The organism is Streptomyces argenteolus (genome assembly GCF_042902585.1).
Taxonomy (GTDB): Bacteria; Actinomycetota; Actinomycetes; order Streptomycetales; family Streptomycetaceae; genus Streptomyces; species Streptomyces argenteolus.
The window spans coordinates 427,588-451,796 of the sequence record NZ_JBIBEG010000005.1 but is presented as its reverse complement, the minus strand read 5'-3'; the positions used below and the strand labels follow the sequence as shown (position 1 = coordinate 451,796).

Annotated in this window: 26 protein-coding genes and 1 tRNA gene; 20 read left to right on the top strand and 7 right to left on the bottom strand. The window is 71.2% G+C overall.

Annotated elements, in window-relative coordinates; all coding sequences use genetic code 11:
- Positions 1 to 17: 17 nt before the first annotated feature.
- Complete coding sequence (gene cobM / locus ACFY8O_RS20840; RefSeq protein ID WP_145807758.1) at positions 18 to 767, bottom strand: precorrin-4 C(11)-methyltransferase; 750 nt, start codon at positions 765 to 767, stop codon at positions 18 to 20.
- Positions 764 to 2,098 carry a precorrin-6y C5,15-methyltransferase (decarboxylating) subunit CbiE gene (cbiE, locus tag ACFY8O_RS20835; protein WP_387904395.1) on the bottom strand — a complete coding sequence of 445 codons (1,335 nt, stop codon included), beginning with the start codon at positions 2,096 to 2,098 and terminating at the stop codon, positions 764 to 766. The genes cobM and cbiE overlap by 4 nt, the downstream gene beginning before the upstream one ends.
- A 184-nt stretch (positions 2,099 to 2,282) precedes the next feature.
- On the opposite strand from cbiE, the gene ACFY8O_RS20830 reads away from it, so the two are divergent.
- From ACFY8O_RS20830 to ACFY8O_RS20810, 5 genes are all read left to right on the top strand, one after another.
- Entirely contained in the window at positions 2,283 to 2,714 is a 432-nt protein-coding gene (locus ACFY8O_RS20830) for a YciI family protein (RefSeq protein ID WP_145807762.1), read from the top strand.
- A gap of 306 nt (positions 2,715 to 3,020) precedes the next feature.
- Complete coding sequence (locus tag ACFY8O_RS20825; protein WP_145807765.1) at positions 3,021 to 3,629, top strand: HhH-GPD-type base excision DNA repair protein; 609 nt, start codon at positions 3,021 to 3,023, stop codon at positions 3,627 to 3,629.
- Between the two features lie 173 nt (positions 3,630 to 3,802).
- Entirely contained in the window at positions 3,803 to 5,320 is a 1,518-nt protein-coding gene (locus ACFY8O_RS20820; protein WP_387904577.1) for a M20/M25/M40 family metallo-hydrolase, read from the top strand.
- Positions 5,321 to 5,519: 199 nt separating this feature from the next.
- On the top strand, positions 5,520 to 5,816 hold the full coding sequence (locus ACFY8O_RS20815) for a type II toxin-antitoxin system VapB family antitoxin (protein WP_003955420.1): 297 nt from the start codon (positions 5,520 to 5,522) through the stop codon (positions 5,814 to 5,816).
- 141 nt (positions 5,817 to 5,957) lie between these two features.
- Positions 5,958 to 6,554: a LytR C-terminal domain-containing protein gene (locus tag ACFY8O_RS20810; protein WP_145808275.1), complete on the top strand. Its 597-nt coding sequence runs from the start codon at positions 5,958 to 5,960 to the stop codon at positions 6,552 to 6,554.
- A 39-nt stretch (positions 6,555 to 6,593) separates the two neighbouring features.
- Here ACFY8O_RS20810 and upp read toward each other — a convergent pair whose 3' ends face one another.
- Positions 6,594 to 7,229 (bottom strand): uracil phosphoribosyltransferase, encoded by a 636-nt coding sequence (upp, locus tag ACFY8O_RS20805; RefSeq protein ID WP_073750868.1) that lies wholly within the window; start codon positions 7,227 to 7,229, stop codon positions 6,594 to 6,596.
- Between the two features lie 126 nt (positions 7,230 to 7,355).
- Between upp and ACFY8O_RS20800 the strand changes: the two genes are divergently transcribed.
- From ACFY8O_RS20800 to ACFY8O_RS20785, 4 genes are all read left to right on the top strand, one after another.
- Positions 7,356 to 7,592 carry a hypothetical protein gene (locus ACFY8O_RS20800; protein ID WP_145807769.1) on the top strand — a complete coding sequence of 79 codons (237 nt, stop codon included), beginning with the start codon at positions 7,356 to 7,358 and terminating at the stop codon, positions 7,590 to 7,592.
- Between the two features lie 218 nt (positions 7,593 to 7,810).
- Positions 7,811 to 8,383, top strand: a complete 573-nt coding sequence (locus ACFY8O_RS20795) for a tRNA adenosine deaminase-associated protein (protein WP_387904574.1) — start codon at positions 7,811 to 7,813, stop codon at positions 8,381 to 8,383.
- Between the two features lie 81 nt (positions 8,384 to 8,464).
- On the top strand, positions 8,465 to 8,893 hold the full coding sequence (gene tadA / locus ACFY8O_RS20790; protein WP_387904572.1) for a tRNA adenosine(34) deaminase TadA: 429 nt from the start codon (positions 8,465 to 8,467) through the stop codon (positions 8,891 to 8,893).
- A 78-nt stretch (positions 8,894 to 8,971) separates the two neighbouring features.
- Positions 8,972 to 9,056: transfer RNA gene (locus tag ACFY8O_RS20785), tRNA-Ser, on the top strand.
- A gap of 71 nt (positions 9,057 to 9,127) precedes the next feature.
- Here the strand turns inward: ACFY8O_RS20785 and ACFY8O_RS20780 are convergent.
- Positions 9,128 to 9,919, bottom strand: a complete 792-nt coding sequence (locus ACFY8O_RS20780) for a hypothetical protein (protein WP_387904391.1) — start codon at positions 9,917 to 9,919, stop codon at positions 9,128 to 9,130.
- 214 nt (positions 9,920 to 10,133) lie between these two features.
- On the opposite strand from ACFY8O_RS20780, the gene ACFY8O_RS20775 reads away from it, so the two are divergent.
- From ACFY8O_RS20775 to ACFY8O_RS20750, 6 genes are all read left to right on the top strand, one after another.
- Positions 10,134 to 10,781 carry a TetR/AcrR family transcriptional regulator gene (locus ACFY8O_RS20775; protein ID WP_387904390.1) on the top strand — a complete coding sequence of 216 codons (648 nt, stop codon included), beginning with the start codon at positions 10,134 to 10,136 and terminating at the stop codon, positions 10,779 to 10,781.
- A gap of 109 nt (positions 10,782 to 10,890) precedes the next feature.
- Complete coding sequence (locus tag ACFY8O_RS20770) at positions 10,891 to 12,501, top strand: MDR family MFS transporter (RefSeq protein WP_387904569.1); 1,611 nt, start codon at positions 10,891 to 10,893, stop codon at positions 12,499 to 12,501.
- 385 nt (positions 12,502 to 12,886) lie between these two features.
- The gene (locus ACFY8O_RS20765) at positions 12,887 to 13,051 is read left to right on the top strand and encodes a hypothetical protein (RefSeq protein WP_167526209.1); all 165 of its coding nucleotides are present in this window, start codon (positions 12,887 to 12,889) and stop codon (positions 13,049 to 13,051) included.
- Positions 13,052 to 13,060: 9 nt separating this feature from the next.
- Positions 13,061 to 13,354 carry a Dabb family protein gene (locus ACFY8O_RS20760; protein WP_145807778.1) on the top strand — a complete coding sequence of 98 codons (294 nt, stop codon included), beginning with the start codon at positions 13,061 to 13,063 and terminating at the stop codon, positions 13,352 to 13,354.
- Positions 13,355 to 13,541: 187 nt separating this feature from the next.
- A complete protein-coding gene (locus tag ACFY8O_RS20755; RefSeq protein WP_145807781.1) occupies positions 13,542 to 14,399 on the top strand; it encodes an RNA polymerase sigma factor SigF in 858 nt (285 codons plus the stop codon).
- A gap of 234 nt (positions 14,400 to 14,633) precedes the next feature.
- Positions 14,634 to 15,500, top strand: a complete 867-nt coding sequence (locus ACFY8O_RS20750; protein ID WP_145807784.1) for an RNA polymerase sigma factor SigF — start codon at positions 14,634 to 14,636, stop codon at positions 15,498 to 15,500.
- 248 nt (positions 15,501 to 15,748) lie between these two features.
- Here the strand turns inward: ACFY8O_RS20750 and ACFY8O_RS20745 are convergent, their stop codons facing one another.
- Positions 15,749 to 15,964 (bottom strand): hypothetical protein, encoded by a 216-nt coding sequence (locus tag ACFY8O_RS20745; RefSeq protein WP_387904385.1) that lies wholly within the window; start codon positions 15,962 to 15,964, stop codon positions 15,749 to 15,751.
- Positions 15,965 to 16,291: 327 nt separating this feature from the next.
- On the opposite strand from ACFY8O_RS20745, the gene ACFY8O_RS20740 reads away from it, so the two are divergent.
- From ACFY8O_RS20740 to ACFY8O_RS20720, 5 genes are all read left to right on the top strand, one after another.
- On the top strand, positions 16,292 to 16,804 hold the full coding sequence (locus ACFY8O_RS20740) for a MarR family winged helix-turn-helix transcriptional regulator (RefSeq protein ID WP_145807787.1): 513 nt from the start codon (positions 16,292 to 16,294) through the stop codon (positions 16,802 to 16,804).
- Positions 16,805 to 16,827: 23 nt separating this feature from the next.
- Positions 16,828 to 19,329, top strand: coding sequence for an MFS transporter (locus tag ACFY8O_RS20735; protein ID WP_387904382.1), 2,502 nt, complete (start codon positions 16,828 to 16,830; stop codon positions 19,327 to 19,329).
- 175 nt (positions 19,330 to 19,504) lie between these two features.
- Positions 19,505 to 20,320, top strand: coding sequence for a YceI family protein (locus tag ACFY8O_RS20730; protein WP_145807791.1), 816 nt, complete (start codon positions 19,505 to 19,507; stop codon positions 20,318 to 20,320).
- A 29-nt stretch (positions 20,321 to 20,349) separates the two neighbouring features.
- Positions 20,350 to 20,820 carry a PPOX class F420-dependent oxidoreductase gene (locus tag ACFY8O_RS20725; RefSeq protein ID WP_145807793.1) on the top strand — a complete coding sequence of 157 codons (471 nt, stop codon included), beginning with the start codon at positions 20,350 to 20,352 and terminating at the stop codon, positions 20,818 to 20,820.
- An 8-nt stretch (positions 20,821 to 20,828) separates the two neighbouring features.
- Positions 20,829 to 21,767 (top strand): D-2-hydroxyacid dehydrogenase, encoded by a 939-nt coding sequence (locus ACFY8O_RS20720; protein WP_387904379.1) that lies wholly within the window; start codon positions 20,829 to 20,831, stop codon positions 21,765 to 21,767.
- A 9-nt stretch (positions 21,768 to 21,776) separates the two neighbouring features.
- On the opposite strand, the gene ACFY8O_RS20715 is transcribed toward ACFY8O_RS20720, so the two are convergent.
- Positions 21,777 to 22,550: a TetR/AcrR family transcriptional regulator gene (locus tag ACFY8O_RS20715; protein WP_387904377.1), complete on the bottom strand. Its 774-nt coding sequence runs from the start codon at positions 22,548 to 22,550 to the stop codon at positions 21,777 to 21,779.
- Between the two features lie 57 nt (positions 22,551 to 22,607).
- Positions 22,608 to 24,128, bottom strand: coding sequence for an MFS transporter (locus ACFY8O_RS20710; RefSeq protein ID WP_387904375.1), 1,521 nt, complete (start codon positions 24,126 to 24,128; stop codon positions 22,608 to 22,610).
- Positions 24,129 to 24,209: the final 81 nt, after the last annotated feature.

Sequence of the window (24,209 nt, the reverse complement as noted above, 5' to 3'; positions counted from 1 at the left end):
TCTCACGCACGGCCCCGTCAGCAGGTGTGCCGGTCACGCGCCGGAGAGTAGAGGTGGCTGTCGCGGAACTGCTCCGCCCCCAGCGTCCGGCCGACCATGATCACCGCCGTGCGGACCACCCCGGCCGACTTCACCTGCTCGGCGATGTCGTCCAGCGTTCCGCGCAGGACGATCTCGTCCGGTCGTGAGGCCATGGCGACCACGGCGGCAGGGCAGTCGGCCCCGTAGTGCGGCAGCAGTTCGTCGACCACCCGGTCCACGTACCGCGCCGCGAGGTGGAGCACGAGGAGCGCGCCACTGCGGCCCAGCGTGGCCAGGTCCTCGCCCTCGGGCATCGCGGTCGCCTGCTGGGCGATGCGGGTGAGGATCACGGTCTGGCCGACCGTGGGCACCGTCAGCTCACGCTTGAGCGCCGCCGCGGCGGCGGCGAACGCGGGCACCCCGGGCACGACCTCGTAGGGCACGCCCGCCTCGTCGAGCCGCCGCATCTGCTCGTTCACCGCGCTGAAGACCGACGGGTCCCCCGAGTGCAGCCGGGCGACGTCGTGGCCCTCCCGGTGGGCCCGCACCAGCTCGGCGGTGATCTGGTCGATGTCGAGCAGAGCCGTGTCCACCAGCCGGGCGTCCGCCGGGCACGCGGCGAGCAGATCACGCGGGACGAGGCTGCCCGCGTACAGGCAGACCGGGCTGGTTCCGAGGATCCGCGCGCCGCGCACCGTGATCAGGTCGGCGGCACCGGGTCCCGCACCGATGAAGTACACGGTCATCTGTCGTCTCCTGGGGCGTGCGTGGTTGCGGGGGCGGGCGAGAGGCCGGGGGAACCCCCCGGACCGGCGTCCGTGGGCTCGGGAGCGGGTTTTCGTACGGACCACTGGGTGACGGGCATCGCCTGGCGCCAGCCCGTGAAGCCGCCGACGGGCACCGCCTGCGCGACGGCGAGGCGGACCAGCTCTCCGCCGAGCCGCCGGTACCGGTCGGCGAGCAGCGCTTCCGACTCCAACGTCACCGTGTTGGCGACGAGCCGGCCCCCGGGTGGCAGGGCGTCCCAGCAGGCGTCGAGCAGTCCCGGCGCGGTGAGCCCGCCGCCGATGAACACGGCGTCGGGCACGGGCAGCCCGGCCAGCGCCTCCGGCGCCCTGCCGGTGACCACGCGCAACCCGGGGACGCCGAGCCGGTCCGCGTTGCGGGTGATGCGCGCGGCCCGTACCGGGTCGCGTTCCACGGTGACCGCACGGCAGGACGGATGGGCCCGCATCCACTCCGCCGCGATCGAACCGGAGCCGCCGCCGACGTCCCACAGGAGTTCGCCGGGGGCGGGCGCGAGCACGGCGAGGGTCGCCGCCCGCACATGGCGCTTGGTGAGCTGACCGTCGTGCTCGTACGCCTCGTCGGGCAGCCCCGGCACGGTCCCGAGGCGGAGGGTGCCCGGATCGCTCCGGCACTCCACCGCGATGACGTTCAAGGGGTCGCCCGGCGGGTGCTCCCAGGTGTCCGCCGTGCCGTCCAGGCAGTCCTCGGCCGGGCCGCCGAGCTGTTCCAGGACCCGCACCCGGCTGGTCCCGAAGCCGTGGTCCCGCAGCAGGGCGGCCACGGCGGCCGGGGTGGCCGCGTCCGCGGAGAGGACCAGCAGCCGGCGTCCGTCGTGCAGCGCCGCGGCCAGCCGGGCCGTGGGACGTCCGACGAGGGTGACGGTGCCGGTGTCCTCCACCGGCCACCCCAGCCTGGCACAGGCGTACGAGACCGAGGACGGGTGCGGCAGCACCCGGAGCGCCCCCGCGCCCAGCTCCTCGGTGAGGGCGCGGCCGATGCCGTAGAACATGGGATCGCCGCTGGCCAGCACGGCGGTCCTGCTCCCGGCGTGGGCGGCGAGCAGGCCCCGGACGGCGGGCCGCAGGGGGGAGGGCCAGGACACCCGCCGGCCCGCGCACTCCGGCGGGAGCAGCCCCAACTGACGTTCACCGCCGATCAGGACCTCCGCGTCCAGGAGCACGGCGCGGGCCGTCGCCGGCAGACCCGCCCAGCCGTCGGCGCCGATCCCCACGACGCTCACGGCGGATGCGGGAGCGGGGACGGCGGGCGGGGGCGATGCGGGGGACACGACCGGTACCTCGGGGTTGGCGGGACGACGCAGCCGAACTCTACGGGGGCCGCTTCCGGCCCCGCGCGGCGGAGTGATTTCGGGAGACGTCCCGCGTGGTGCGGGGGCCCGTCCGAGGGCTCCGGCGTCCCCTGGGGGAGCCGCTCGCACGGGGCGGCGACCCGGCAAGCCGAGGAGCGGCACCGTGAAGTACTTCGTGATGGTCCAGGGCACACAGGCCGACTACGAGGCCATGGCCGGCAGGGCGTCGGCGGACAGTCCCGCGTGGACCGAGCAGGATGTCAGGGCGATGTTCGCCTTCATGGAAGGGATCAACGCCGAACTCGTCGAGTCCGGCGAGATGGTCGAGGGCCAGGGCCTGGCCGAGCCCGCCAGGACCCGGTCTGTGCTGCCGCCCGGCGCGGACGGTCGGCCGGTGGTCTCGGACGGCCCGGACCGGGAGGGCGAGCTGCGGCTCGCCGGGTACTGGGTGCTCGACTGCGCGAGTCCGGAGAGGGTCACCGAGATCGCCGCACGCATCGCGCAGTGCCCACAGCCCGAGGGAGCACCCGTCCATCCGGTGCTGATCCGGCCGGTCATGGACGACGGTGGCGAGCTCACCGGCGCCACCGGGTGAGAGCCGGGCCCTCGCACGACGCCTGACGGCCGGGCTGCCCTCCCCCGGCCCACCGCCCGGGGGAGGGCGGGGGGCCGGGGCCGCACGGCCCCTCCCCCTCCTCCCCCACGACCTCTCCCGCCCTCACGCTGGGCCTGTCCCCGCGCGGCCCACCGCCACCCGGCCGGTCCCCCGCCCCCGCACGGGCCGGTCCGGCCCGGCCCGGCCCGAGGCAGCACCCGTCCCCGGCCCGGGCGTTTGCTGCCGGGAGCGGCGGCCCATGACACCGAGTCGCCGATCGCCGCCCACCTCGCGATCATCGAAGACATGACCAAGAGCGACGACGGCAAGGCCCGCACCGTGCGGATCGCCCAGCAGCCCGACGCGGACGCCCTCCTGGGCCGCAGCCCGCTGGCCGCCCTCGTCGGCATGCTGCTGGACCAGCAGGTGCCGATGGAGTGGGCGTTCAGCGGCCCGTACACGCTGGCGCAGCGCATGGGGTCGGACGACCTGGACGCCCGCGCGATCGCGGCGTACGACCCCGAGGCGTTCACCGAACTGTTCACCGCGAAACCCGCCCTGCACCGCTACCCCGGCTCCATGGCCAAGCGGGTGCAGCAGCTGTGCCAGTACCTGGTCGCCGAGTACGACGGGCGGGCCGAGGCGGTCTGGGCGGACGCCGGGACCGGGGCCGAGCTCGTGAAACGGCTCAACGCGCTGCCCGGCTTCGGCACCCAGAAGGCACAGATCTTCCTGGCCTTGCTGGGCAAGCAGTTCGACGTGCGCCCGGCGGGCTGGCGGGAGGCGGCCGGGGCGTACGGCGAGGAGGGCTCGCACCGGTCGGTGGCCGACATCACGGGCCCCGAGTCCCTGGCCGAGGTACGCGCGTACAAGCAGCAGGCGAAAGCGGCGGCCAGGGCGGCCCGGTCCCGGTGAGCGCGCACACCGGCCGCCACCAGCGGCAGGGGCCGGTTTCCTGATCAGAACGGGCCAGGAACGCGATCAGGAACCGCTCCGCACTGTTCACAGACGGCAGTCGGCTCGCTAGCTTTCCCCCCACATCCGTTCACATCGGAAGGACTCCTGTGCACGCAACTCGTCGCAGAGCCATGGCTGTCGTGGCCGCCACCGCCCTGGCCACACCGCTCCTTCTCGGCGCCTCCCCGACCGCGGGGCACGCGCCGCACGACCCGGCCAAGGACGCGTCCAAGCTCGCGCGGAAGCTGGTCGAGCGCTCGTCCGCACAGGACGCGTACCGGCATCTGGAGCGGTTCCAGGCCATAGCCGACTCGGCGGACGGCCACCGCGCGGCCGGCTCGCTCGGGCACGACGCCTCCGCCGCCTACATGTACCGGCTGCTCCAGAAGGCCGGGTACCGCGTCGGCTACCAGGCGTTCGAATTCGTCTACACCGAGACGCTCGCGGAGAAGCTCTCCGTGGTCTCCCCCACGCCCCGGGACGTCACGATCAAGGCGATGACGTACACCCCGTCCACCCCGGAGGGCGGTCTCACGGCGGCCCTCGCCGCCGTCCCCGTCGACGGCACCACGGGCTGCGAGGCGGCCGACTACGCCTCCTCCGGCTTCACCGGCAAGGTCGCGCTGATCAAGCGGGGCGGCTGCTCGTTCGCGGAGAAGCAGGCGGCGGCCTCGGAGGCCGGCGCGGTGGGGGCGGTGATCTACAACAACACCGAAGGCGTCCTCTCCGGCACGCTGGGCGACGTGGAGTCGGGGAAGATCCCCACCGGCGGGCTCACGATGGGCGAGGGGGAGAAGCTCGTCGCGGACCTGGCCGCGGGCGAGGTGAAGGTCTCCTTCGAGATCCGCGAGTTCCAGGAGGAGCGGACCACCCGCAACGTCGTCGCCGAGACACGCGGCGGGAACGCCGCGAAGACCGTCATGCTCGGCGCGCACCTCGACTCGGTCACCGACGGCCCCGGCATCAACGACAACGCGTCCGGATCCGCCGGCCTCCTCGAAGTGGCCCTGGAACTGGCCGCGTCGCACCGGACTCCCGCCAACAAGGTGCGCTTCGCCTGGTGGTCGGCGGAGGAGAACGGACTGCTGGGTTCGGAGGCGTACGTCACCGGGCTCTCCGAGGCGCAGCGGGCGGACATCGCGCTCTACCTGAACTTCGACATGATCGCCTCCCCGAACGGGGTGCAGTTCGTCTTCGACGGCGACGACTCCGACGGCGAGGGCGAAGGTCCAGGGCCGGAGGGCTCCGCCCAACTGGAACACGACATCAACGCGTTCCTCGACCGCGAGGACAAGCCGCACACCGGCACGGACTTCACCGGCCGCTCCGACTACGGACCGTTCATCGAGGCCGGCATCCCGGCCGGAGGGACGGACACGGGCGCCGAGGGCATCAAGACGGCCGAGCAGGCCGCGACATACGGCGGTACGGCCGGCGTCGCCTACGACCCCTGCTACCACGCGGCCTGCGACGACCTCGGCAACATCGACATGGCGCACTTCGACACGAACGTCGACGTGATCGCCAACGCCGTGGGCACCTACGCCTACGACCTGAGCTCCCTGACCCGTCCGGTCCCGGCCGCCGCGGCGACGCCCCGGTCCGAGGGCGCCCTGCGCGAGGGCCACGCGCACGGACTCACCCGGTAGGGGCATCCGGCGGGGAAAGCCCCCCGCCTCTCCCTCCGCGGGCCGCGAGCCCCGCCCACGGCCCGCGGTGGGAGGCGCCGGCCCCGCCGGGAACGGGACGGAGAGCCCGGCGCTTTCCTCCGTTTGCTCCGGATTCGCGCCGCATGGCAGTCCCGTTCCCTGGCTGCGCCCGAGGGGCCTTGCCCGGTAGGCTTTCCGTGTGATCTTCAAGCGCATCGGAAATGGGCGGCCATATCCCGACCACGGCCGGGAAAGCACCCGACAGTGGGCTGATGTGGCGCCGCGTCCGGTCCGCCTGGACCAGCTGGTGACCACCAAGGGCCAGCTAGACCTCGAGACCCTGCTCGCCGAGGACTCGACGTTCTACGGCGACCTGTTCGCCCACGTCGTGAAGTGGCAGGGCGACCTGTACCTCGAGGACGGGCTGCACCGAGCCGTACGCGCCGCCCTGCAGCAGCGTCAGGTGCTGCACGCACGCGTGCTCGAACTGGGCTGAACCCGCCACTCCCACCCAGGGAGCATTTCGGGCCTTTCGAGTGTTTTTATGCTCATATGGGTGCCATGGGCTGATCGTTTAGTAGGCATCACTCCCCGGTCGCACTACGCTGCGCCCATGAGCATGCTGACCCCTCCCGGCATGGGCGGAAAGTACCGCATCACGGGCAACACGTACCCGCGCATGCGCCGCCCCCGTCATCGCCGCAAGCTGGTCCTCTCGGCCGCCGCCGCCGTGGTGGCCCTCGGGCTGGCCGGTTGGGGCACCCTCCAGCTCATCGACGTGTTCACCGGCGGCGACGAGACGGCGAGCGCGGCGGGCCACCCGAAGACCTGCCCCTCGCCGAGCGCCTCGGCCCGCGCGAAGGCGCTGCCCCAGCCGGGCGCCATCAAGGTCAACATCTACAACGCGACGCCTCGCAGCGGGCTGGCCAAGGCCGCCGCCGACGAGCTCAAGAAGCGCGGCTTCGTCATCGGCAAGGTGGACAACGCCCCGGCTGCCTACGACAAGAAGGTGCCCGGCACCGGCATGCTGCTCGGCGGTCCGACAGCCATGAACGGCTCGTTCCCGGTGCTCTCCACCCAACTGCCGGGGGCCGCACAGAAGACCGACACCCGCAGCACGGCGGACGTCGATCTGATCATCGGTACGAAGTTCAAGGCGTTCAGCACCCCCGCGGCGGCGGCATCGGCGCTCACGGCCCTCACGAAGCCGTCCCCGGCCCCGTCGGCCTGCTGACCGACGGGCACCGGGCGTGATCCGGCCGGACCGGCCGGATCAGTCGACGGTGCCGTACATCCGGTCGCCGGCGTCACCCAGACCCGGGACGATGTAGCCGTTCTCGTTGAGCCGCTCGTCGACCGAGGCGGTGACCACCGTGACCGGCGTGCCGGCCAGCTCGCGCTCCATCACCTCGACGCCCTCGGGCGCCGCGAGCAGCACGACCGCGGTGACGTCGTCCGCACCGCGCTTGATCAGTTCCCGGATGGCCGCGACGAGCGTGCCGCCGGTGGCCAGCATCGGGTCCAGGACGTAGACCTGACGGCCGGAGAGGTCCTCGGGCATCCGCGTGGCGTACGTCTCCGCCTGGAGCGTCTCCTCGTTGCGGATCATGCCCAGGAAGCCGACCTCGGCGGTCGGGAGCAGCCGCACCATGCCGTCCAGCATGCCGAGGCCCGCGCGCAGGATCGGCACGACCAGCGGGCGTGGGTGGGACAGCTTCACGCCGGTGGTGGGCGTCACCGGGGTCTCGATGTCGACCTGCTCGGTCCGCACATCCCTGGTGGCCTCGTAGGCGAGAAGGGTGACCAGCTCGTCGGCGAGCCGCCGGAAGGTCGGGGAGTCGGTGCGCTTGTCGCGCAGCGTGGTGAGTTTGTGCGCGACCAGCGGGTGGTCGACGACGTGGATCCGCATGCCTTCAACAGTAACCGGGCCCCGTGACGGCCTCTCGCCGGTGCGCACTGGCATCAAGCACCTGTTCGGGGGGAAGGTGGGGGCATACGGACCCAGGCATGACCCAGGCATGGGGTGGTGTGACGATTGCCCGACGCGGAGCAGCCACGAGAGCGGCAGGCACGACGCGACGCGCGCGACCTGCCCGACGCGCAGGAGAACGTGACGGACGCGCAGGAGAGTGACGCGGCACGCCGGAGGCGCCGCGCCCAGTTCCTCCGCGAGCTCCACGAGGCGAAGCAGCTCCGCGACCGCGTCCAGCCCCGCCGGGCCCGTGCGGCCCGTATGCGCCAACAGATGCGGATGCGTACGTTCCGCTGGTGAAGGCGCGCTCCGGGGGTCTTCGGAGAGCCCTCGGGAGGCGCGGCCGGATTCCGTCCACCGGCGGACGCCCGGACAACAGATGGCCGACGCAACGGTCGAAGAGGTCTCGCATCGCGCCGGTTTCTGCCACGATGCCGATTGGGCGGGGCCCAGAGCAGCCGGATGACCGTCTGCCCTCCCGTCGGACCGATTCACCTATGACCAGTGGGAGAGTCACGGTGTACTTCGCCGCACTGCTCGCGCGCACCGAAGACGGGTGGGAAGCGAGCGATACAGAGCTCGACGATGTGGAAACCCTGTCCGACCTGACGGATCTGGCCCACGAGGCCTCGGTGGACGAGGACACGGTCCTCGTCTACATCGAGCAGGAGGACGCCTGGTTCGGCGTCGTCCGGGTGGACGGTGAGGAGGACCCCCGTATCTACATCTCGGACGCGTCCGCCGCCGCCCGCTCCTCGTACGGGGAGATCCTGCTCACCGATGAACTGCTCGGCCGCGAACCGGGGGCCGAGGACGAGATCGCCGCACTGGAGGAGCTCGTCGACCTCGACGGTACGGAGGACGGCGAGCCTGACGAGGACGACGGCGCCGACGGGAGCACCGGCGCCGCTGTCACCGATACCGACCTGGACGACGACCCCGACGCCGTACCGGCGGGGCCGCTCGGCGATCTCGGGATCCTGGCCGACCTCGGGCTGTCCGAGAAGGCTCTGCTGACGCTGCGCACCGACGCGCTGGCGGAGATCGCGGACGCACTGGGAGCGGCCGAGGTCATGGAGGCCGTCCGTTAGGGTCCGCGGGTGAACGCACCACCACCCACTCCCTCCTCACCGTCTCCCCCAGATCCCGTACGGGACCCGTGGCAGACGCCCATGCGCCGCGCCCTGCACGAGGCGGCGCTGGCGGCGTCGGCCGGCGATGTGCCGGTCGGCGCCGTCGTCCTCGGCCCGGACGGCGCACTGATCGCCGCCGGCCACAACGAGCGGGAGGTGACCGGCGATCCGACGGCGCACGCCGAGGTGCTCGCCCTGCGCCGCGCCGCCGCGTCCCTGGGCACCTGGCGCCTGACCGGCTGCACGCTGGTCGTCACCCTGGAGCCCTGCACGATGTGCGCAGGCGCGCTGGTCCAGTCCCGGATCGGCCGGGTGGTCTACGGGGCGCGGGACGAGAAGGCCGGGGCCGCGGGGTCGCTCTGGGACGTCGTACGCGACCGCCGGCTCAACCACCGCCCGGAGGTGATCCACGGCGTCCTGGAGGACGTCTGCGCCGACCTGCTGACCACGTTCTTCCGGGACCGCTGAGCCGCCCCGGGGAGGCTTCGGGCGGGGCGCCGGGTATCGGATTTCGAACCAGGCCCGGCATGGTCTAAGCTCTCTCTCGGTAGCGTGTCCGAGCGGCCGAAGGAGCTCGCCTCGAAAGCGAGTGTGGGGAAACTCACCGAGGGTTCAAATCCCTCCGCTACCGCAGCGAGATGAAGGGACCGACCCGTCAGGGCCGGTCCCTTCACTGCGTTCCGTCCCGGGTGCCCGAGGGCGTCACCGGGCCCGGAGTACCCTGACGCCGTCGACCTCGAAGTCGTAGACGTTCTGGTTGATGCGCAGGCCGTCGACGGCGCCGATCCACATGTGGTCACGGCCCTTGCCGACCGCGGCCGTGAGGACGGTCGCACCCGCACCACCGTCGTCGAGTGCGTCCTGCACCTCCTCCAGGGAGCACCTGGCGGCCTGGTTGCAGGCCGGCACCTCGTTCCCCGTGAGGAACCAGTAGCCCGTCGAGGTGGCGTCGAGGAAGCCGCTCCAGCGGTTCGTCACCGGGGCGGCGTCCGGCACCCACACCAGCGTGGAGTAGTTGTCGGCCGGAAGCGCCGTCAGGTTCGGATCGATCTCGAACCTGATGTTCGGCATGTTCTCGGGGCCTCCGTAGGCCACGTTCTCCCCGGTCTGGAAGACGTGGAAGCCGACCCTGCGCAGACCCTGGACCGGGCCGCCGAAGAAGTCGACCTCGTTGCCGAAGTCGACCTTCTCGCTGGGAGGGGTCAGCGAGGTGGACGCGTCCGCCACCTCGATGCCGAGGCTGCCCCGGCCGTAGGGCGGGCTGGCGGAGGGGCCCGTCACACCGAACGAGCCGAACGGACCGTTCCTCAGGTCGGCGACGGGGGACCCGATCGTGTTGCGGGTGATCACGCCCCAGTGGTCCGCGCCGCGCCCGTGGTCCCCGCCGCCGTCCTCGGCGGCGGTCGCCGGCCCGCAGAGCGCCGCGGCGATGATCGCTGCCGCAGCGGTGACCGCGAGCGCCTTCCCTCGCGTCGTGCCAAAGCGAGTGCTCACACTCACTCCTTCCCGGTAGTTGAGGGCGCCGTCGGTTGCACCGAGCGCGCCCGGCCGTCACGGAACACACACACAATGAGTGACTCTGCGTCACGTCATATTCACCATATGGAGACACAAACGGCCGTTGCGCAACGGATGGGTTCGGAGGGAGGCAGAAGGTGGGGCGGGAGTCGCGGGAAATAATTTTGCAGGATGTGCATTTTTGCCTACCATGCACGATGTGCCGAAGACGACGACATCCGTACCGGGGCTCCGGGAGCGCAAGAAGCAGGCCACCCGGAACGCCATCGCGGAGGCGGCCGTACGGCTCGCCGCCGAGCACGGCGTGGAGAACGTGACGGTCGAGGCCATCAGCGAGGCGGCCGGTGTCTCGCCCAGGACGTTCTTCAACTACTTCCCGACCCATGACGACGCGTTCGTCCTGATCGACGACGAGGTGGGGGTGCGGATCAGGGAATCCGTGCGCCGTGCCCCCGTCGGCCTGGCACCGCTCGACGCGGTGCGCGAGGCCTTCGTCGCCGAACTGGACGGCTTCGAGGACCGGCAGGAGCTGTGGGCCCTTCAGTCCACGGTGTTCCAGCGCTCACCGCACCTCATCCAGCGCGGCCTCAACGCCCACGTGGCGGACGAGCGGGCCCTGGCCCTCGCCGTCACCGAGTGGCTCGACGCCACGCGGCCTGACTCCGAAGAGCCCCAGGACCCCGGGATCTACCCCCGGCTGCTGGCCGCCGTCAGCCACACCGCCCTGCGGGTCGCCTTCGAGCACTGCTGCGACCGCCCCGGCACCTCCGTGCTCTCGGAGGCCTTCCAGGAGGCCTTCGTCCACCTGGCACACGGCCTCCGGCGACCGACGGAGTGACCCGGCCCACCGCCGGCACCGTGACCCACATCCCCGACCCCGTTCTGCTCAAGCACCGAAGAAGGACTCCGTGACCGCAACCGAGGCGCCGGGACAGGCGCCCACCTCCATGTCCAACCGGCAGATACTCCAGGCGATGTCCGGCCTGATGGCGGGGATGTTCGTCGCCATCCTCGCCGGTACCGTCGTCGCCAACGCCCTGCCGCGGATCATCGCCGACCTCGGTGCAAGCCAGTCCTCGTACACCTGGGTCGTGACCTCCGAGCTGCTCGCCATGACGGCCACCGTGCCGCTCTGGGGCAAGCTCGCCGACCTGTTCAACCAGAAGCTGCTGCTCCAGCTCTCGCTCGGCCTGTTCGTGGTCGGTTCGCTGGTCGCCGGCTTCTCCCAGGACGTCGTCACCCTGATCGTCAGCCGGGTCATCCAGGGCATCGGCGCCGGCGGCCTCACGGCGCTGGCCCAGATCGTGATGGCCGCCATCATCCCGCCGCGCCGCCTCGGCAAGTACGCGGGGATCTTCGGCGCGGTCTTCGCCGTCGGCACCGTCGCCGGACCGCTGATCGGCGGTGTCCTGGTGGACACCTCCTGGCTCGGATGGCGCTGGTGCTTCTTCATCGGCGTGCCGTTCGCGCTGGCCGGCATCGTGCTGCTCCAGCGCACCCTGAAGCTGCCCACCGTGCGCCGTCAGGTCCGGATCGACTGGCTGGGCGCCTTTCTGATCGTGGCGGGCGTCTGCGCGCTGCTGATCTGGACCTCCCTCGCCGGCAACAGCTTCGACTGGGCGTCCTGGCAGACGGCGGCGCTGGTCGCCACCGGCGTCGTGCTGCTCACCGCCGCCGTGTTCGTCGAGTCCAGGGCCGCGGAACCGATCATCCCGCTGGACATCTTCCGCAACCGCACGGTGACGCTCACGACCCTGGCGAGCTTCTTCGTCGGTATCGCGATGTTCGCCGGGACGGTGTTCCTGTCCCAGTACTTCCAGATCTCGCTGGGCAAGTCCCCGACCGTCGCCGGGCTCATGAGCCTTCCGATGATCGGTGGTCTGCTGGTCTCCTCGACGGTCGCAGGGCAGCTCATCTCCGCGACCGGCAAGTGGAAGGCCTACCTCATCGCGGGTGCCGTCACCATGACGGCGGGCCTCGGTCTCCTCTCGACCATCGACGCCGAGACCCACTTCGGGCTGCTCAGCCTCTACATGGCCTTGATGGGTATCGGCGTCGGCATGCTGATGCAGAACCTCGTGCTCGCCGCGCAGAACGACGTGCCCGCGCACGAGCTGGGCGCCGCGACCTCCGTGCTGTCGTTCTTCCGCAGCCTCGGCGGCACCATCGGGACGAGCGTGCTCGGCGCGATCCTCGCCAACCGGGTGGCCAGCGAGATGTCCAAGGGCCTCGCGGAGAGCGGGATCCCGGTGGCCGGCGGCGGTCACGGCAGCGCCGTGCCCGACATGACCACGCTGCCCGAACCGATGAAGCAGATCGTCGAGCACGCGTACGGAGTCGCGACCGGTGACCTGTTCCTCATCGCCACGCCGTTCGCCTTCCTCGCCCTGATCGCGGTGCTCTTCGTCAAGGAGAAGCCCCTCAAGACGACGAGCGGCATGGAACGTCTCGCCGCCGAGGACGCGGCCGTGGTCGACGCGGTCGTCGTGCCGGCGCCCCGCAGCGGTGACGACCCCACCGGCCAGGCCTCCGGCACGGTCGGACTGCGGAAGGACTGACCGCGCGCCGGAAGGACGACGGCGAAGGGCCCGGCGCGTCGCGCCGGGCCCTTCGGGCGTCAGGTCGGGGGAAACGGCATCGGGGGGACAAGCCGCTTCCCCCGGTGAGAACGGGGACCTGAGGTCCTCGCCGCGGTCAGGGGGAATCACGCGGTGCGGACCTCGTGGAGGTCCCGTTCCTCGGCCCGCGCATACCTGCGGGTGCTGCGGGCTCGTCTCCCATCCTCCTCCTCGACGTAAGCCGCACCCCCGGGCAAAGGGCCTGAATCGAAGGGTCCTTCGACCCTAAAAGCGCCATCAGTGATCGGAAACGGCCAGCGGATACGCCCATACGTGCGGCTAGAATCACGCGACTGCACAGGTGATCGAGAGGGAGAGAAGGGCTGTGGCGCAAGCGAAGAAGATCGCGCTCTACATGGTTGTGGTCTTCGTGCTGTACACGATCATCACCTCTCCCGAACGGGCCGCCGACCTCGTCCAAGTAGGCTTCGAAGGTATTTCCAGCGCCGCCGAGGGCGTCGGAGACTTCATGTCCGAGCTGGTGAAGTAGGAGAAGCCCATGATCCGCCACCTGGTCCTGTTCAAGCTGAACGACGGCGTCGAGCGGGACGACCCGCGGGTCGTGGCGGGTGCCCGGGCGTTCGCGGAACTCGGCGGGAAGATCCCCGAGCTGGAGTTCTGGGAGTGCGCCTGGAACATCACCGACCGGCCGATCGCCTACGACTTCGCCATCAACTCCGCGGTCGCCGACGAGGACGCGCTCAAGCGGTACGTCGAGCACCCGGACCACCAGGCCGCGGCCGGACAGTGGCGCGCGTTCGCCACTTGGGTGATCGCCGACTACCCCTTCTGATTTCTTTCCGGCATCCGGTCCCGCAGGCCCCTCCCTTTCAGGAGAGGGGCTTTTCGGCATGTTTAAACCAAAACATGCCCAACACGACTCTATGCGGTGCTTGCACACAGTGGACCTGTCTTGTGATGCTATGACCGCTTTTGACGGATGAGTTGACCGTAGTTGACCGCAAAGGGGTGGCGACACCGTGCCGGCCAGTACAGCGCCTCAAGTCCCGCCCCAGAACGTCCAGACGGACGACATCCAGACCGAGACACCCGACCCCACCACACCCGCCAGGACCAGGGGTGCGGACACCCGGGCCCTGACCCAGGTGCTGTTCGGGCGGCTCAAGGACCTCGAACCCGGATCGCCGGAGCACCACAGGGTGCGCACGGCACTGATCGAGGCGAACCTGCCGCTCGTGCGGTACGCGGCGGCCCGCTTCCGCAGCCGCAACGAGCCGATGGAGGACGTCGTCCAGGTCGGCACCATCGGCCTGATCAACGCCATCGACCGCTTCGACCCGGAACGCGGTGTCCAGTTCCCGACGTTCGCCATGCCCACCGTGGTCGGCGAGATCAAGCGCTACTTCCGGGACAACGTGCGGACCGTGCACGTGCCACGCCGGCTGCACGAGCTCTGGGTCCAGGTCACCGGGGCGACCGAGGACCTGACGACCGCCCACGGACGTTCACCGACCACCGCCGAGATCGCCGAACGGCTCAAGATCTCCGAGGACGAGGTCCTGGCCTGCATCGAGGCGGGGCGCTCGTACCACGCGACGTCGCTCGAGGCGGCGCAGGAGGGTGACGGGCTGCCGGGACTGCTGGACCGGCTCGGCTACGAGGACCCGGCGCTCGCCGGGGTCGAACACCGCGATCTCGTACGGCATCTGCTCGTGCAGCTGCCCGAGCGCGAGCAGCGGATCCTGCTGCTGCGCTACTACAACAACCTGACCCAGTCTCAGATCAGCGCCGAACTGGGCGTCTCGCAGATGCATGTGTCAAGGCTTCTGGCCAGAAGTTTCGCCCGACTGCGATCCGCAAACAGGATCGAGGCATAACCGGAACGGGTAGACCCTCAATGGGCCTGTTCCGGGGGCGTAAATGCCGCACACCCCCTGTTTCCTGCGCAGTTTCAGCGCTTACTTGTCGACATGTCACTACAGCGTGTTGCCGACATGTGACATTCTGCTGGAACCGCGTTTGCCGCAGCCCCACCGCCGGTATTCAGGTGGAGGCTGCGTTCCTCCGATGGTCGTGGCCACCGCGACCGTCCGCGACCTCAAGGGGGTGGCATGTCCGCAGAACAGGGCAGCTCGAAGGTGCTCACGCTCACGAAGAGCGTGCCGGCACCTGCCGTGCTCACCAGCTCGCCGGAAGCCATCGACACCCGCACCCTGTCCCGCTCCCTGTTCCTGCGGCTCGCCGCGCTGGAGCCCGCCTCGGGCCCCGACGGAACGGACAGCCCGGAGCGGGCCTATGTGCGGGACACACTCATCGAGCTCAACCTCCCGCTCGTGCGGTACGCGGCGGCACGGTTCCGGAGCCGTAACGAACCGATGGAGGACATCGTCCAGGTCGGGACGATCGGCCTGATCAAGGCGATCGACCGCTTCGACTGCGAACGGGGCGTGGAGTTCCCCACGTTCGCGATGCCGACCGTCGTGGGCGAGATCAAGCGCTTCTTCCGCGACACCTCCTGGTCGGTGCGGGTGCCGCGGCGCCTCCAGGAGCTGCGGCTCGCCCTGACCAAGACCAGCGACGAGCTCGCCCAGAAGCTCGACCGTTCGCCGACGGTGCCGGAGCTGGCCAAGGCGCTCGGGGTCTCCGAGGAGGACGTGGTCGACGGCCTGGCCGTGGGCAACGCCTACACGGCATCCTCGCTGGACTCCCCGTCCCCCGAGGACGACGGCGGCGAGGGCTCGCTGGCCGACCGCCTGGGGTACGAGGACGCGGCGCTGGAAGGCGTCGAGTACCGCGAGTCCCTGAAGCCGCTGCTGGCCAAGCTCGCACCGCGCGAGCGGCAGATCATCATGCTGCGCTTCTTCGCCAACATGACGCAGTCGCAGATCGGCGAGGAGGTCGGCATCTCGCAGATGCACGTCTCGCGCCTGCTGACCCGGACCCTCACTCAGCTCAGGGAAGGGCTCATCGCCGACTGATCCGGCCCGGTACACCGCGGCCGGGCCGCCGGGGCATCCTGACCGCTGCCCCGGCGGCCCGGCCTTTTCCGTGCCGCGCGGCCCCCGCGCACCAGGGAAGGACGCGGCAGGAACGCGAGCGCTCCCGCACCGACGGAGCGGTGCGGGAGCGGTCCACGAAGGACGGCGTCACGCGCTTGCACGGACGCCCGCCGGACCCCCTTGCCCCCGGGAGGGGCGGGGCCGGCCGTGACGGTCGGGGCGGGGGGTCAGCCGAGCGCGAGCCAGGCGACCGCACCGAGGACGACGATGACCGCGACGACGGCCACGATCACCCCGGTCTTCGGGCCGGACGAGGTCGCCGCGGGCTGCGGCCCGCGCTGCGGCTCGCCCTCGTCGACAAAGGCGCGGAACATCTGCGTGCTGCCCGCCGGGTCGTGAGTGCCCTCGGGGCCCGGCTGCTGGGCGTGGGGGTTGTGTGCCATGGTCCAGGACCCTAGCGAACCCAGGCGTCCCGCCCAACCCCCGGGCCGACAAGGGCCGATGCCCCTCCCGCGCGCACACGTCCCCTTCACGGTCCGCCGGAGCGCTCCGCACCGCCTCCACGGGGCGCCTGCGGACCGGCGCCCGCTGTGGCCAGGAACACATCGGGCGCCGCCCACCCTCCGTGCGCTGCACGCTTGACCCGGCCCCTACGGAGGCTTTTGCGTTCCTTTACTTCTGCAAGCCCCGTTTCGTTTGCCTGCGGCAACCAACCGCTTCTATCGTTGCCCTAAGCAACAAGATGACCTCGTGCGATGTCTGGAGGGCCGGTGGCAGCACGGAGCCAGTACGAAGAACTGGCCCGGCAGCTCAGCGCCGTCGGGGCCGTCAAACGGGGGCTCGCCCGCATCCTGCCCGCCGAGTGTCCCGGTGGCTCGGCCACCGTGCTGACGCTGCTGGCCAAGTACGGCGAGATGCGGATCACCAGGCTCGCCGAGCTCCTGGCCGTGAACATGTCGGTGACCAGCCGTCATGTGGCTCACGCGGTGGAGAACGGCTGGATCGAACGGTCACCGGACCCGGCGGACAAGAGGTCCCGCATCCTGCGGCTGACCCCCGCGGGTGACGAACTGCTGGACGAGCTGACCCTGCGGACGACCGAGATGTTCGCCCACAACCTCATCGACTGGACCGACGAAGAAGTCGGTCAGCTCAACACATTGTTGTCCCGGCTGCGCGACAGCTTCTCCTGTCGTGGCACCGGAGGGTGCACCCCCGGAAGGCACAGCGGCGACTGCCGCTCGGGGCACTCCGACGATTCGCACACCCGTACACCCGTGTAACAGAAGCAAAGACAAGGAATTTCATGGCTACGACCACACCACCCGGTGTGCGGGGCGGCCACGCCAAGCACGGGGCCGCAGAGGCCCCCGCAGGCGCGCCGATGACACACCGGCAGATCATGGAAGCGCTGACCGGGCTGCTGCTCGGCATGTTCGTCGCGATTCTGTCGTCGACGGTCGTCTCCAACGCGCTGCCCGAGATCATCTCGGACCTCGGCGGCGGCCAGAGCGCCTACACCTGGGTCGTGACGGCCTCGCTGCTGGCCATGACCGCCACCACCCCGCTGTGGGGCAAGCTCGCGGACCTGTTCAGCAAGAAGCTGCTGGTCCAGATCGCCCTGCTCATCTACGTGGGCGGTTCGATAGTCGCCGGTCTGTCGACCAGCAGCGGCATGCTGATCACCTGCCGGGTGGTCCAGGGCATCGGCGTCGGCGGTCTCTCCGCCCTCGCCCAGATCGTGATGGCCGCGATGATCTCCCCGCGCGAGCGCGGGCGCTACAGCGGCTACCTCGGCGCGGTCTTCGCCGTGGCCACCGTCGGCGGTCCGCTGCTCGGCGGTGTCATCACCGACACCAGCTGGATGGGCTGGCGCTGGTGCTTCTACGTGGGTGTGCCGTTCGCGGTGATCGCCCTGATCGTGCTCCAGAAGACCCTGAAGCTCCCCGTGGTCAAGCGCGAGGTCAAGGTCGACTGGTCCGGCGCGTTCTTCATCAGCGCCGCGGTCTCGCTGCTGCTGCTCTGGGTGACCTTCGCCGGTGACAAGTACGACTGGATCTCCTGGCAGACCTGGACGATGCTCGGCGGCACCGTCGTCCTCATCGCACTGTTCCTGCTGATCGAGTCCAAGGCCAGCGAGCCGATCATCCCGCTGCGCCTCTTCCGCAACCGCACGATCACGCTGGCCTCCGCGGCCTCGCTGTTCGTCGGCATCGGAATGTTCGCGGGCACCGTCTTCTTCAGCCAGTACTTCCAGCTGGCGCGGGACAAGTCGCCGACGATGTCCGGCGTCATGACCATCCCGATGATCGCCGGACTGTTCCTGTCCTCGACCGTGTCGGGCCAGATCATCACCAAGACGGGCCGCTGGAAGGCCTGGCTCGTCTCCGGTGGCTTCCTGCTCACCGCGGGCCTCGGGATGCTGGGCACCATCCGGTACGACACCGAGTACTGGCACATCGCGGTCTTCATGTTCGTCATGGGCCTCGGCATCGGCATGATGATGCAGAACCTGGTGCTCGCCACGCAGAACCAGGTGGCGCCCTCCGACCTGGGCGCGGCCAGCTCCGTGGTGACGTTCTTCCGTTCCCTCGGTGGTGCGATCGGCGTCTCGGCGCTGGGCGCCGTCCTGGGCAACCGTGTCACCCACTACGTCAAGGACGGCCTCGCCGACCTCGGCCCCGAAGGTGCGGCGCTGGGTCACGGCGGCACGGGCGGCGGGGGCATCCCCGACCTGGACACGCTCCCCGCCCCGCTGCGCACGGTCATGGAGGTCGCCTACGGCCACGGAGTCGCCGACGTCTTCCTGTACGCCGCGCCCGCGGCGCTGGTCGCCTTCGTCCTGACCCTCTTCATCAAGGAGGTCGCGCTGAAGACCAGGGCGGGCAACGACACCGAACCCTCCGACGCCCCCGCGGCCACCGCGGCCACGGACTCCGTCGAGGCCACCACCGGCACGGCTCCTGTCGCCGGGGCGACCTCCGGGATCCCCGTGTCCGCGGCCCAGGAGGAGCCCGCTCCCACGAGCGAGCTCACCGTCCAGGGCACCCCCGTACGCGGTGTGGTGCGCGGCGCCGAGGGCGCACCCGTCGCCCGGGCCGCCGTCACGCTGATCTCGCTGGGCGGCAGGCAGCTGGGGCGCTCCGTCGCCCAGGCGGACGGCGGCTACGTACTGGACGCGCCGGGCGCCGGCAGCTACGTCCTGATCGCGTCGGCCGACGGCTTCCAGCCGCAGGCGTCGACCGTGGTCGTGGCCGGCGAGCCGCTGGCCTACGACATCCTGCTCGCCGGTACGAGCGGCCTCTCCGGGGCCGTCCGGGCCGCCGAGGGCGGTAGCCCGGTCGAGGGCGCGATGATCGTCGTGACCGACGTGCGCGGCGATGTGCTGGCCACCGGTGTCTCGGGCGACGCGGGTGAGTTCACCTTCGGTGAGCTCGTCCCCGGCTCGGTGACCGTCGCCGTGACGGCCGCGGGCTTCCGCCCGCTGGCCCTGCCGGTCGAGGTCGGCGGCCAGGGAGTCACCCGGGTCGACGTGGCCCTGCGGTCCGGTGCGCTGGTGCGGGGTGTCGTCCGGGCCGGTTCCGGCCGGACGCCGCTGAACGACGCGCGCGTCACGCTGATCGACGCGGCCGGCAACGTGGTGGCCACCTCGACGACCGGGGAGGACGGGGCCTACGCCTTCACCGACCTGGACGCCGGTGAGTACTCCGTGATCGCGACCGGCTACCCGCCGGTGGCCGCGGCCCTGAGCGTGACCGGCGGCGGAGTCGACGGTCACGACATCGAGCTCGCCCACCCGGGCGAGTAGGAGAGATCCACAAAGACCACTGGCGGAACAGCACTTCGAGCGGAGAGGCTGTGGCCGCCGGCGGAAAAGGGCCCCGTGGCGGGGTCGGCAGGCAGGGGACGGCCTGCCGACCCCGCCCGGGGCCCGACTCATCGAGTCGCGCTTCATGAGTGATCGAGCAAGGAGAGAACACGGGATGGGACTTCGCGCACAGGTACGCACGCGGGACGGCTGGGCGGTCCAGCACGCGATCGTCACCGTGACCGACATGACGGGCACCCAGGTGCTCCGCGCCGCCGCCGACGAGAACGGGGCCGTCCGCACCGACGATCTCCTGCGGGCCGGCGCGTACACGGTGATCGTCACGGCGGTCGGTTACGCCCCCGCCGCGTCCACCGCGCTCGTCACGGCCAGCGGCCGGGTCGAGGCCGGCACCGTGGTGCTGGCCCGGCAGGGCGGTGTGGAGCTGCCGCCCCCGGGCACCTGGTCGCTGGACCCGGTGCACTCGTCGGTGGCAGCGGTCGCCCAGCACCTGGGCATCTCCAGCGTGCACGGCAGGTTCACCGAGTTCGGCGGCCGGATCGAGATCGCCGAGGACGTACAGCGCTCCCGGGTGGACGCCTTCATCGCGTCCACCAGCATCGACACCGGCAACGCCATGCGGGACAAGCACCTGCGCTCGGCGGACTTCCTCGACGTGGAGGTGTTCCCGGAGATCACCTACCGCTCCCGGGCGCTGACCCCCGCCGGCCCCGACCGGTGGACGGTGCACGGCCTGCTCACGATGCACGGCGTGGCCCGGGACGTGGACCTGGACCTCAGCTACCTGGGCACCGGCCCCGACCCGTGGGGCGGGGTGCGTGCGGCCTTCCACGCGAGCGCGGAGCTGCGCCGTGACGACTTCGCGATGAACTACAACCAGGTCGTACAGGCGGGGATCTCCGCGATCGGCACCACCCTGCGGGTGGAACTCGACATCCAGGCCGTGCAGGGCGAAGCGGTCCAGGCCTAGGCGCGGGGGCAGGGCCTAGGGTTGGACGCATGGCACCCAACATCGCGACCAACACCGCCGTGGAGCTGGCCGAACTGCTGGATTTCGTGCGGCCGAGGCACCGCGCGATCCTGCTGACCACCCGGTCCGACGGCCGCCCCCAGGGGTCACCGCTCACCTGCGGCGTCGACGACGCCGGCCGGATCGTCGTCTCGACCTACCCCGAACGGGCCAAGACCCGCAACGCCAGGCGGGACGAGCGGGTGAGCGTCATCGTCCTGTCCGACGACTGGAACGGACCCTGGGTCCAGATCGACGGGTCGGCGGAGGTGATCGACTCACCGGAGTCGGTCGAGCCCCTCGTCGAGTACTTCCGCACCATCTCGGGCGAGCACCCGGACTGGGACGAGTACCGGGCGGCGATGATCAAGCAGGGGAAGTCCCTCATCCGGATCACCCCGGAGCGCTGGGGCCCCGTGGCCACCGGTGGCTTCCCGGCCCGCCTCTCGGACGGCGGCTGACCGTACGCATGCGACCGCCCCACCCGGTCCCGCTCGCGCGGGCCCGCCTGCTGACCTCCCCGTCCGTGAGCCCTTCCTTGGTCCGCGAGCTGGAGCGGATCGCCGGGCGGCCCGCGGACACGGCGGTGCCCGACGGCCCCTTCGTCTACGTCGGCGACGCGCTGCCCGAGGCGCTGCGGACCCCCCGGCTGCTGTGGTTCCACAGCGTCAACGCCGGTACGGACGCGCTGCTCTCCGCCGGGCCCTGGCCCGAAGGGGCCCTGCTGACGCGGACGGTGGGGCGGATGGGCGAGCGGATCGCCCAGTACGTGCTGGGCTGGGTGCTCGCCGAGTGCCAGGCCGTCCCGGAGCACACCGCCCAGCACGCCCGGGGCGAGTGGCGCCGTCTCCCCTCCGAACTCGCCGCAGGCCGCACCGTCGTCGTCCACGGCACCGGGCGCATCGGCTCCGCGGTCGCCGGTCTGCTCCGGGCCTGCGCCCTGCGCACGGTCGGCGTGAGCCGCACGGCCCGCGGGCCGGTGCCCGGCTTCGACCGGGTGGTCACCGCCGGCTCGGACGAGGAGGCCACGGCCCTGGGCGAGGCCCGGTGGGTGGTGTCCACCCTCCCGTCGACCGGAGCCACGGAAGGCTTCTTCGACGCCGGCCGCTTCACCGCGATGCGCGGAGCGACCTTCGTCAACGTGGGCCGGGGCGCGACCGTCGACATGACCGCGCTGGGGGCCGCGCTCCACGCCGGGACGCTGCGCGGGGCCGTGCTGGACGTGCTCCCGGCGGAGCCCGCCGCCCCCGGGGACCCCGTATGGCGGCTGCCGCGCACCGTGATCACCTCGCACTCGGCGGGCATCACGGCCGAGGAGGACGTCGTGGCCGACTTCGCGGCCTGCTGGGCGGACGTGGCCGGCGGGCGGACGCCGGCACTGGCCGTGGACACCCGTCGCGGATACTGACGGGGGCCGTCAGCCGGTGCGCTCCGCCCCGGCGCACGTCGCCTCGATACCCGTGATCAGCAGGTCCAGTGCGACGGTGAACTCCTGCTCGCGCGACTCCTCCACCGTGGCCCCTCCGCGTGCCTCCATCAGCGGCTCCGAAGGGCGCAGGATGTCGCCGAGCTCCGGATGCGCGCGGATCGTGCCCATCGCCCGCTGGACGTACTCGTCCTGGGTGAGCCCCGCCCGTGCGGTGCGCTGCACGAAGTTGCCCTCGATCGTGCCGAATCCGTAGACGAACTGGAAGACGGCCGCCATCGCGCCCGCCTGCCGCTCCAGGGGCAGCCCGGTGGCCCGGACGACGTCCTGGACGGCGTACGAGAACAGCATGGAGTGCGGGCCGATGTTCAGAAAGCTGCCCATGAGCGCCGACACCCAGGGGTGACGGACCAGCATCCGGCGGTAGTTCGTGGCCAGTTCGCGCAGCCGCTCACGCCAGGCGGCGTCCTCCGGGGTGGCGGGGAGCTCGCCGAAGACGGTGTCCAGGGCGAGTTCCAGCAGGTCGTCCTTGGTGTCGACGTACCAGTAGAGGGACATCGCCGTGACGTCCAGCTCGGCTGCGAGGCGGCGCATGGAGAACTTCGCCAGTCCGTCGGCGTCCAGCAGCCGCACGCTCGCCGCCGTGATCCGCTCCCGGTCGAGGCCGGCCGGCTGGTCCGCCCGTCGTGTACGCGAGGGGGTCCGCCGGTCGAGCCACACACTGACCCGCGAAGGGTTCTTCACACGGTCTGCGGCGGACCCCATGACACACGCTCCTCGTCTTGCGGTGGCGCTCCTGTGCACCGGCGCCCCCGTCCGATGCTATGCCCGCCCCCCGGGGTCCCGGTCCACGTCCGCGCGCTCCGCCCTGCGCAGCAGGGCCGCGGCCAGCAGCCCTCCGGCCAGGACCGCGACCGCGCCGGCGAGCTGGCTGGCCTCCAGGCCCGAGGCGAACGCGTCGGTGACGCGTTCCCGCTCGGCCGCCCCGTCCGCCGCGGAGAGCACGGCGGGCAGCGAGGCCGCGCCGACGGCTCCCGGAACCAGCGCGGAGAAGCGCGAGTTGAGCACGGCGCCGAGGACGGCCACCCCGAGCCCGTTGCCGAACTCGGCGAGGGTCCCGTTCACCCCGGCGCCCACGCCGGCCTTCTCCGGGGGGATGGAGCTCATGATCGCGTTGGCCATGGCGGGCATGGCGAGCGAGATGCCCGCGCCCATCACGACCAGGCCGAGCAGCATGCCGCCGTACCCGTGACCGCCCAGCAGCGCGATCGCGCCGAGCCCTCCGGAGAGCAGGCCCATTCCCACAGCGATGGTGACGGGGGTCCCCAGGCGCACGACGATCCGGGCACCGGCCCCCGTGAGGTTGAGCGCGACGACGGTGAGGGCGAGCGGCGCGGTGCGCAGGCCCGCCTCCAGCGGCTCGTACCCGAGGACGAACTGCAGATGCTGGGTGAGCAGGAAGAGTGAACCGGTCATCCCGAAGGCGACGAGGATCGCTCCCGCCACCGCCCCGGTGAACCTCTGGTTGCGGAAGAAGTGCATGTCCAGCATGGGACGGGGGGTGTGGAGCTCCCAGAGGACGAAGCCGGTGAGCACCGCGACCCCGGCGAAGGCGGTCAGCAGGACCGCGCCGGAGCCCCAGCCGTGCTCCGGGCCGGAGATGATCGCGTACACGACCGCGGTCATGCCGACCGTGGAGAGCAGCGCCCCGAACAGGTCGGGGCGGTCGCCGCTGGGGTTCTTCGACTCCGGGACGAGCCGCACGACGGCGATCAGGCCGACGACCGCCACCGGGATGTTGACCAGGAAGATCGCGCCCCACCAGAAGTGGGCCAGCATCGCCCCGCCGAGCAGCGGACCGGCCGCGAAGCCGAGGGAGTTGACGGTGGACCAGATGCCGATCGCCTTGACGCGTTCGGCGTCGTCGAAGATCTGGACGACGACGGAGAGGGTGGTCGTCATCAGCAGCGCGCCTCCGACGCCCATGCCGGCACGGGCGGCGATCAGCTGCCCGGAGGACTGCGCGAGCCCGGCCGCCAGCGAACCGGCCCCGAACACCACCAGGCCCGCGATCAGCAGCTTCTTCCGGCCGTAGCGGTCCGAGGCGCTGCCCGCGGTGATCAGCAGACCTGACTGGACGAGCGCGTAGGCGTTGATCATCCACTGCACGTCGGCGGTGGAGGCGTCGAGTTCGGTGGTCAGGGAGGGGATCGCGACGTTCAGCACGGTGTTGTCGAGCAGCACGGTGAGCTGGGCGAGGCAGATGACACCGAGGATCAGCCAGCGCCGCTCATGGCCGCTCCGGGGGGCGAGGTCCTTCTGCTCGGCGGCGGTCGCCGTCATACGGGCTCCTGGTTCCGGTGCACTTGTACGGTGTACGGGGGACGTTTCCCGTACACCGTATGACAGTTCCTGTACGCCGTA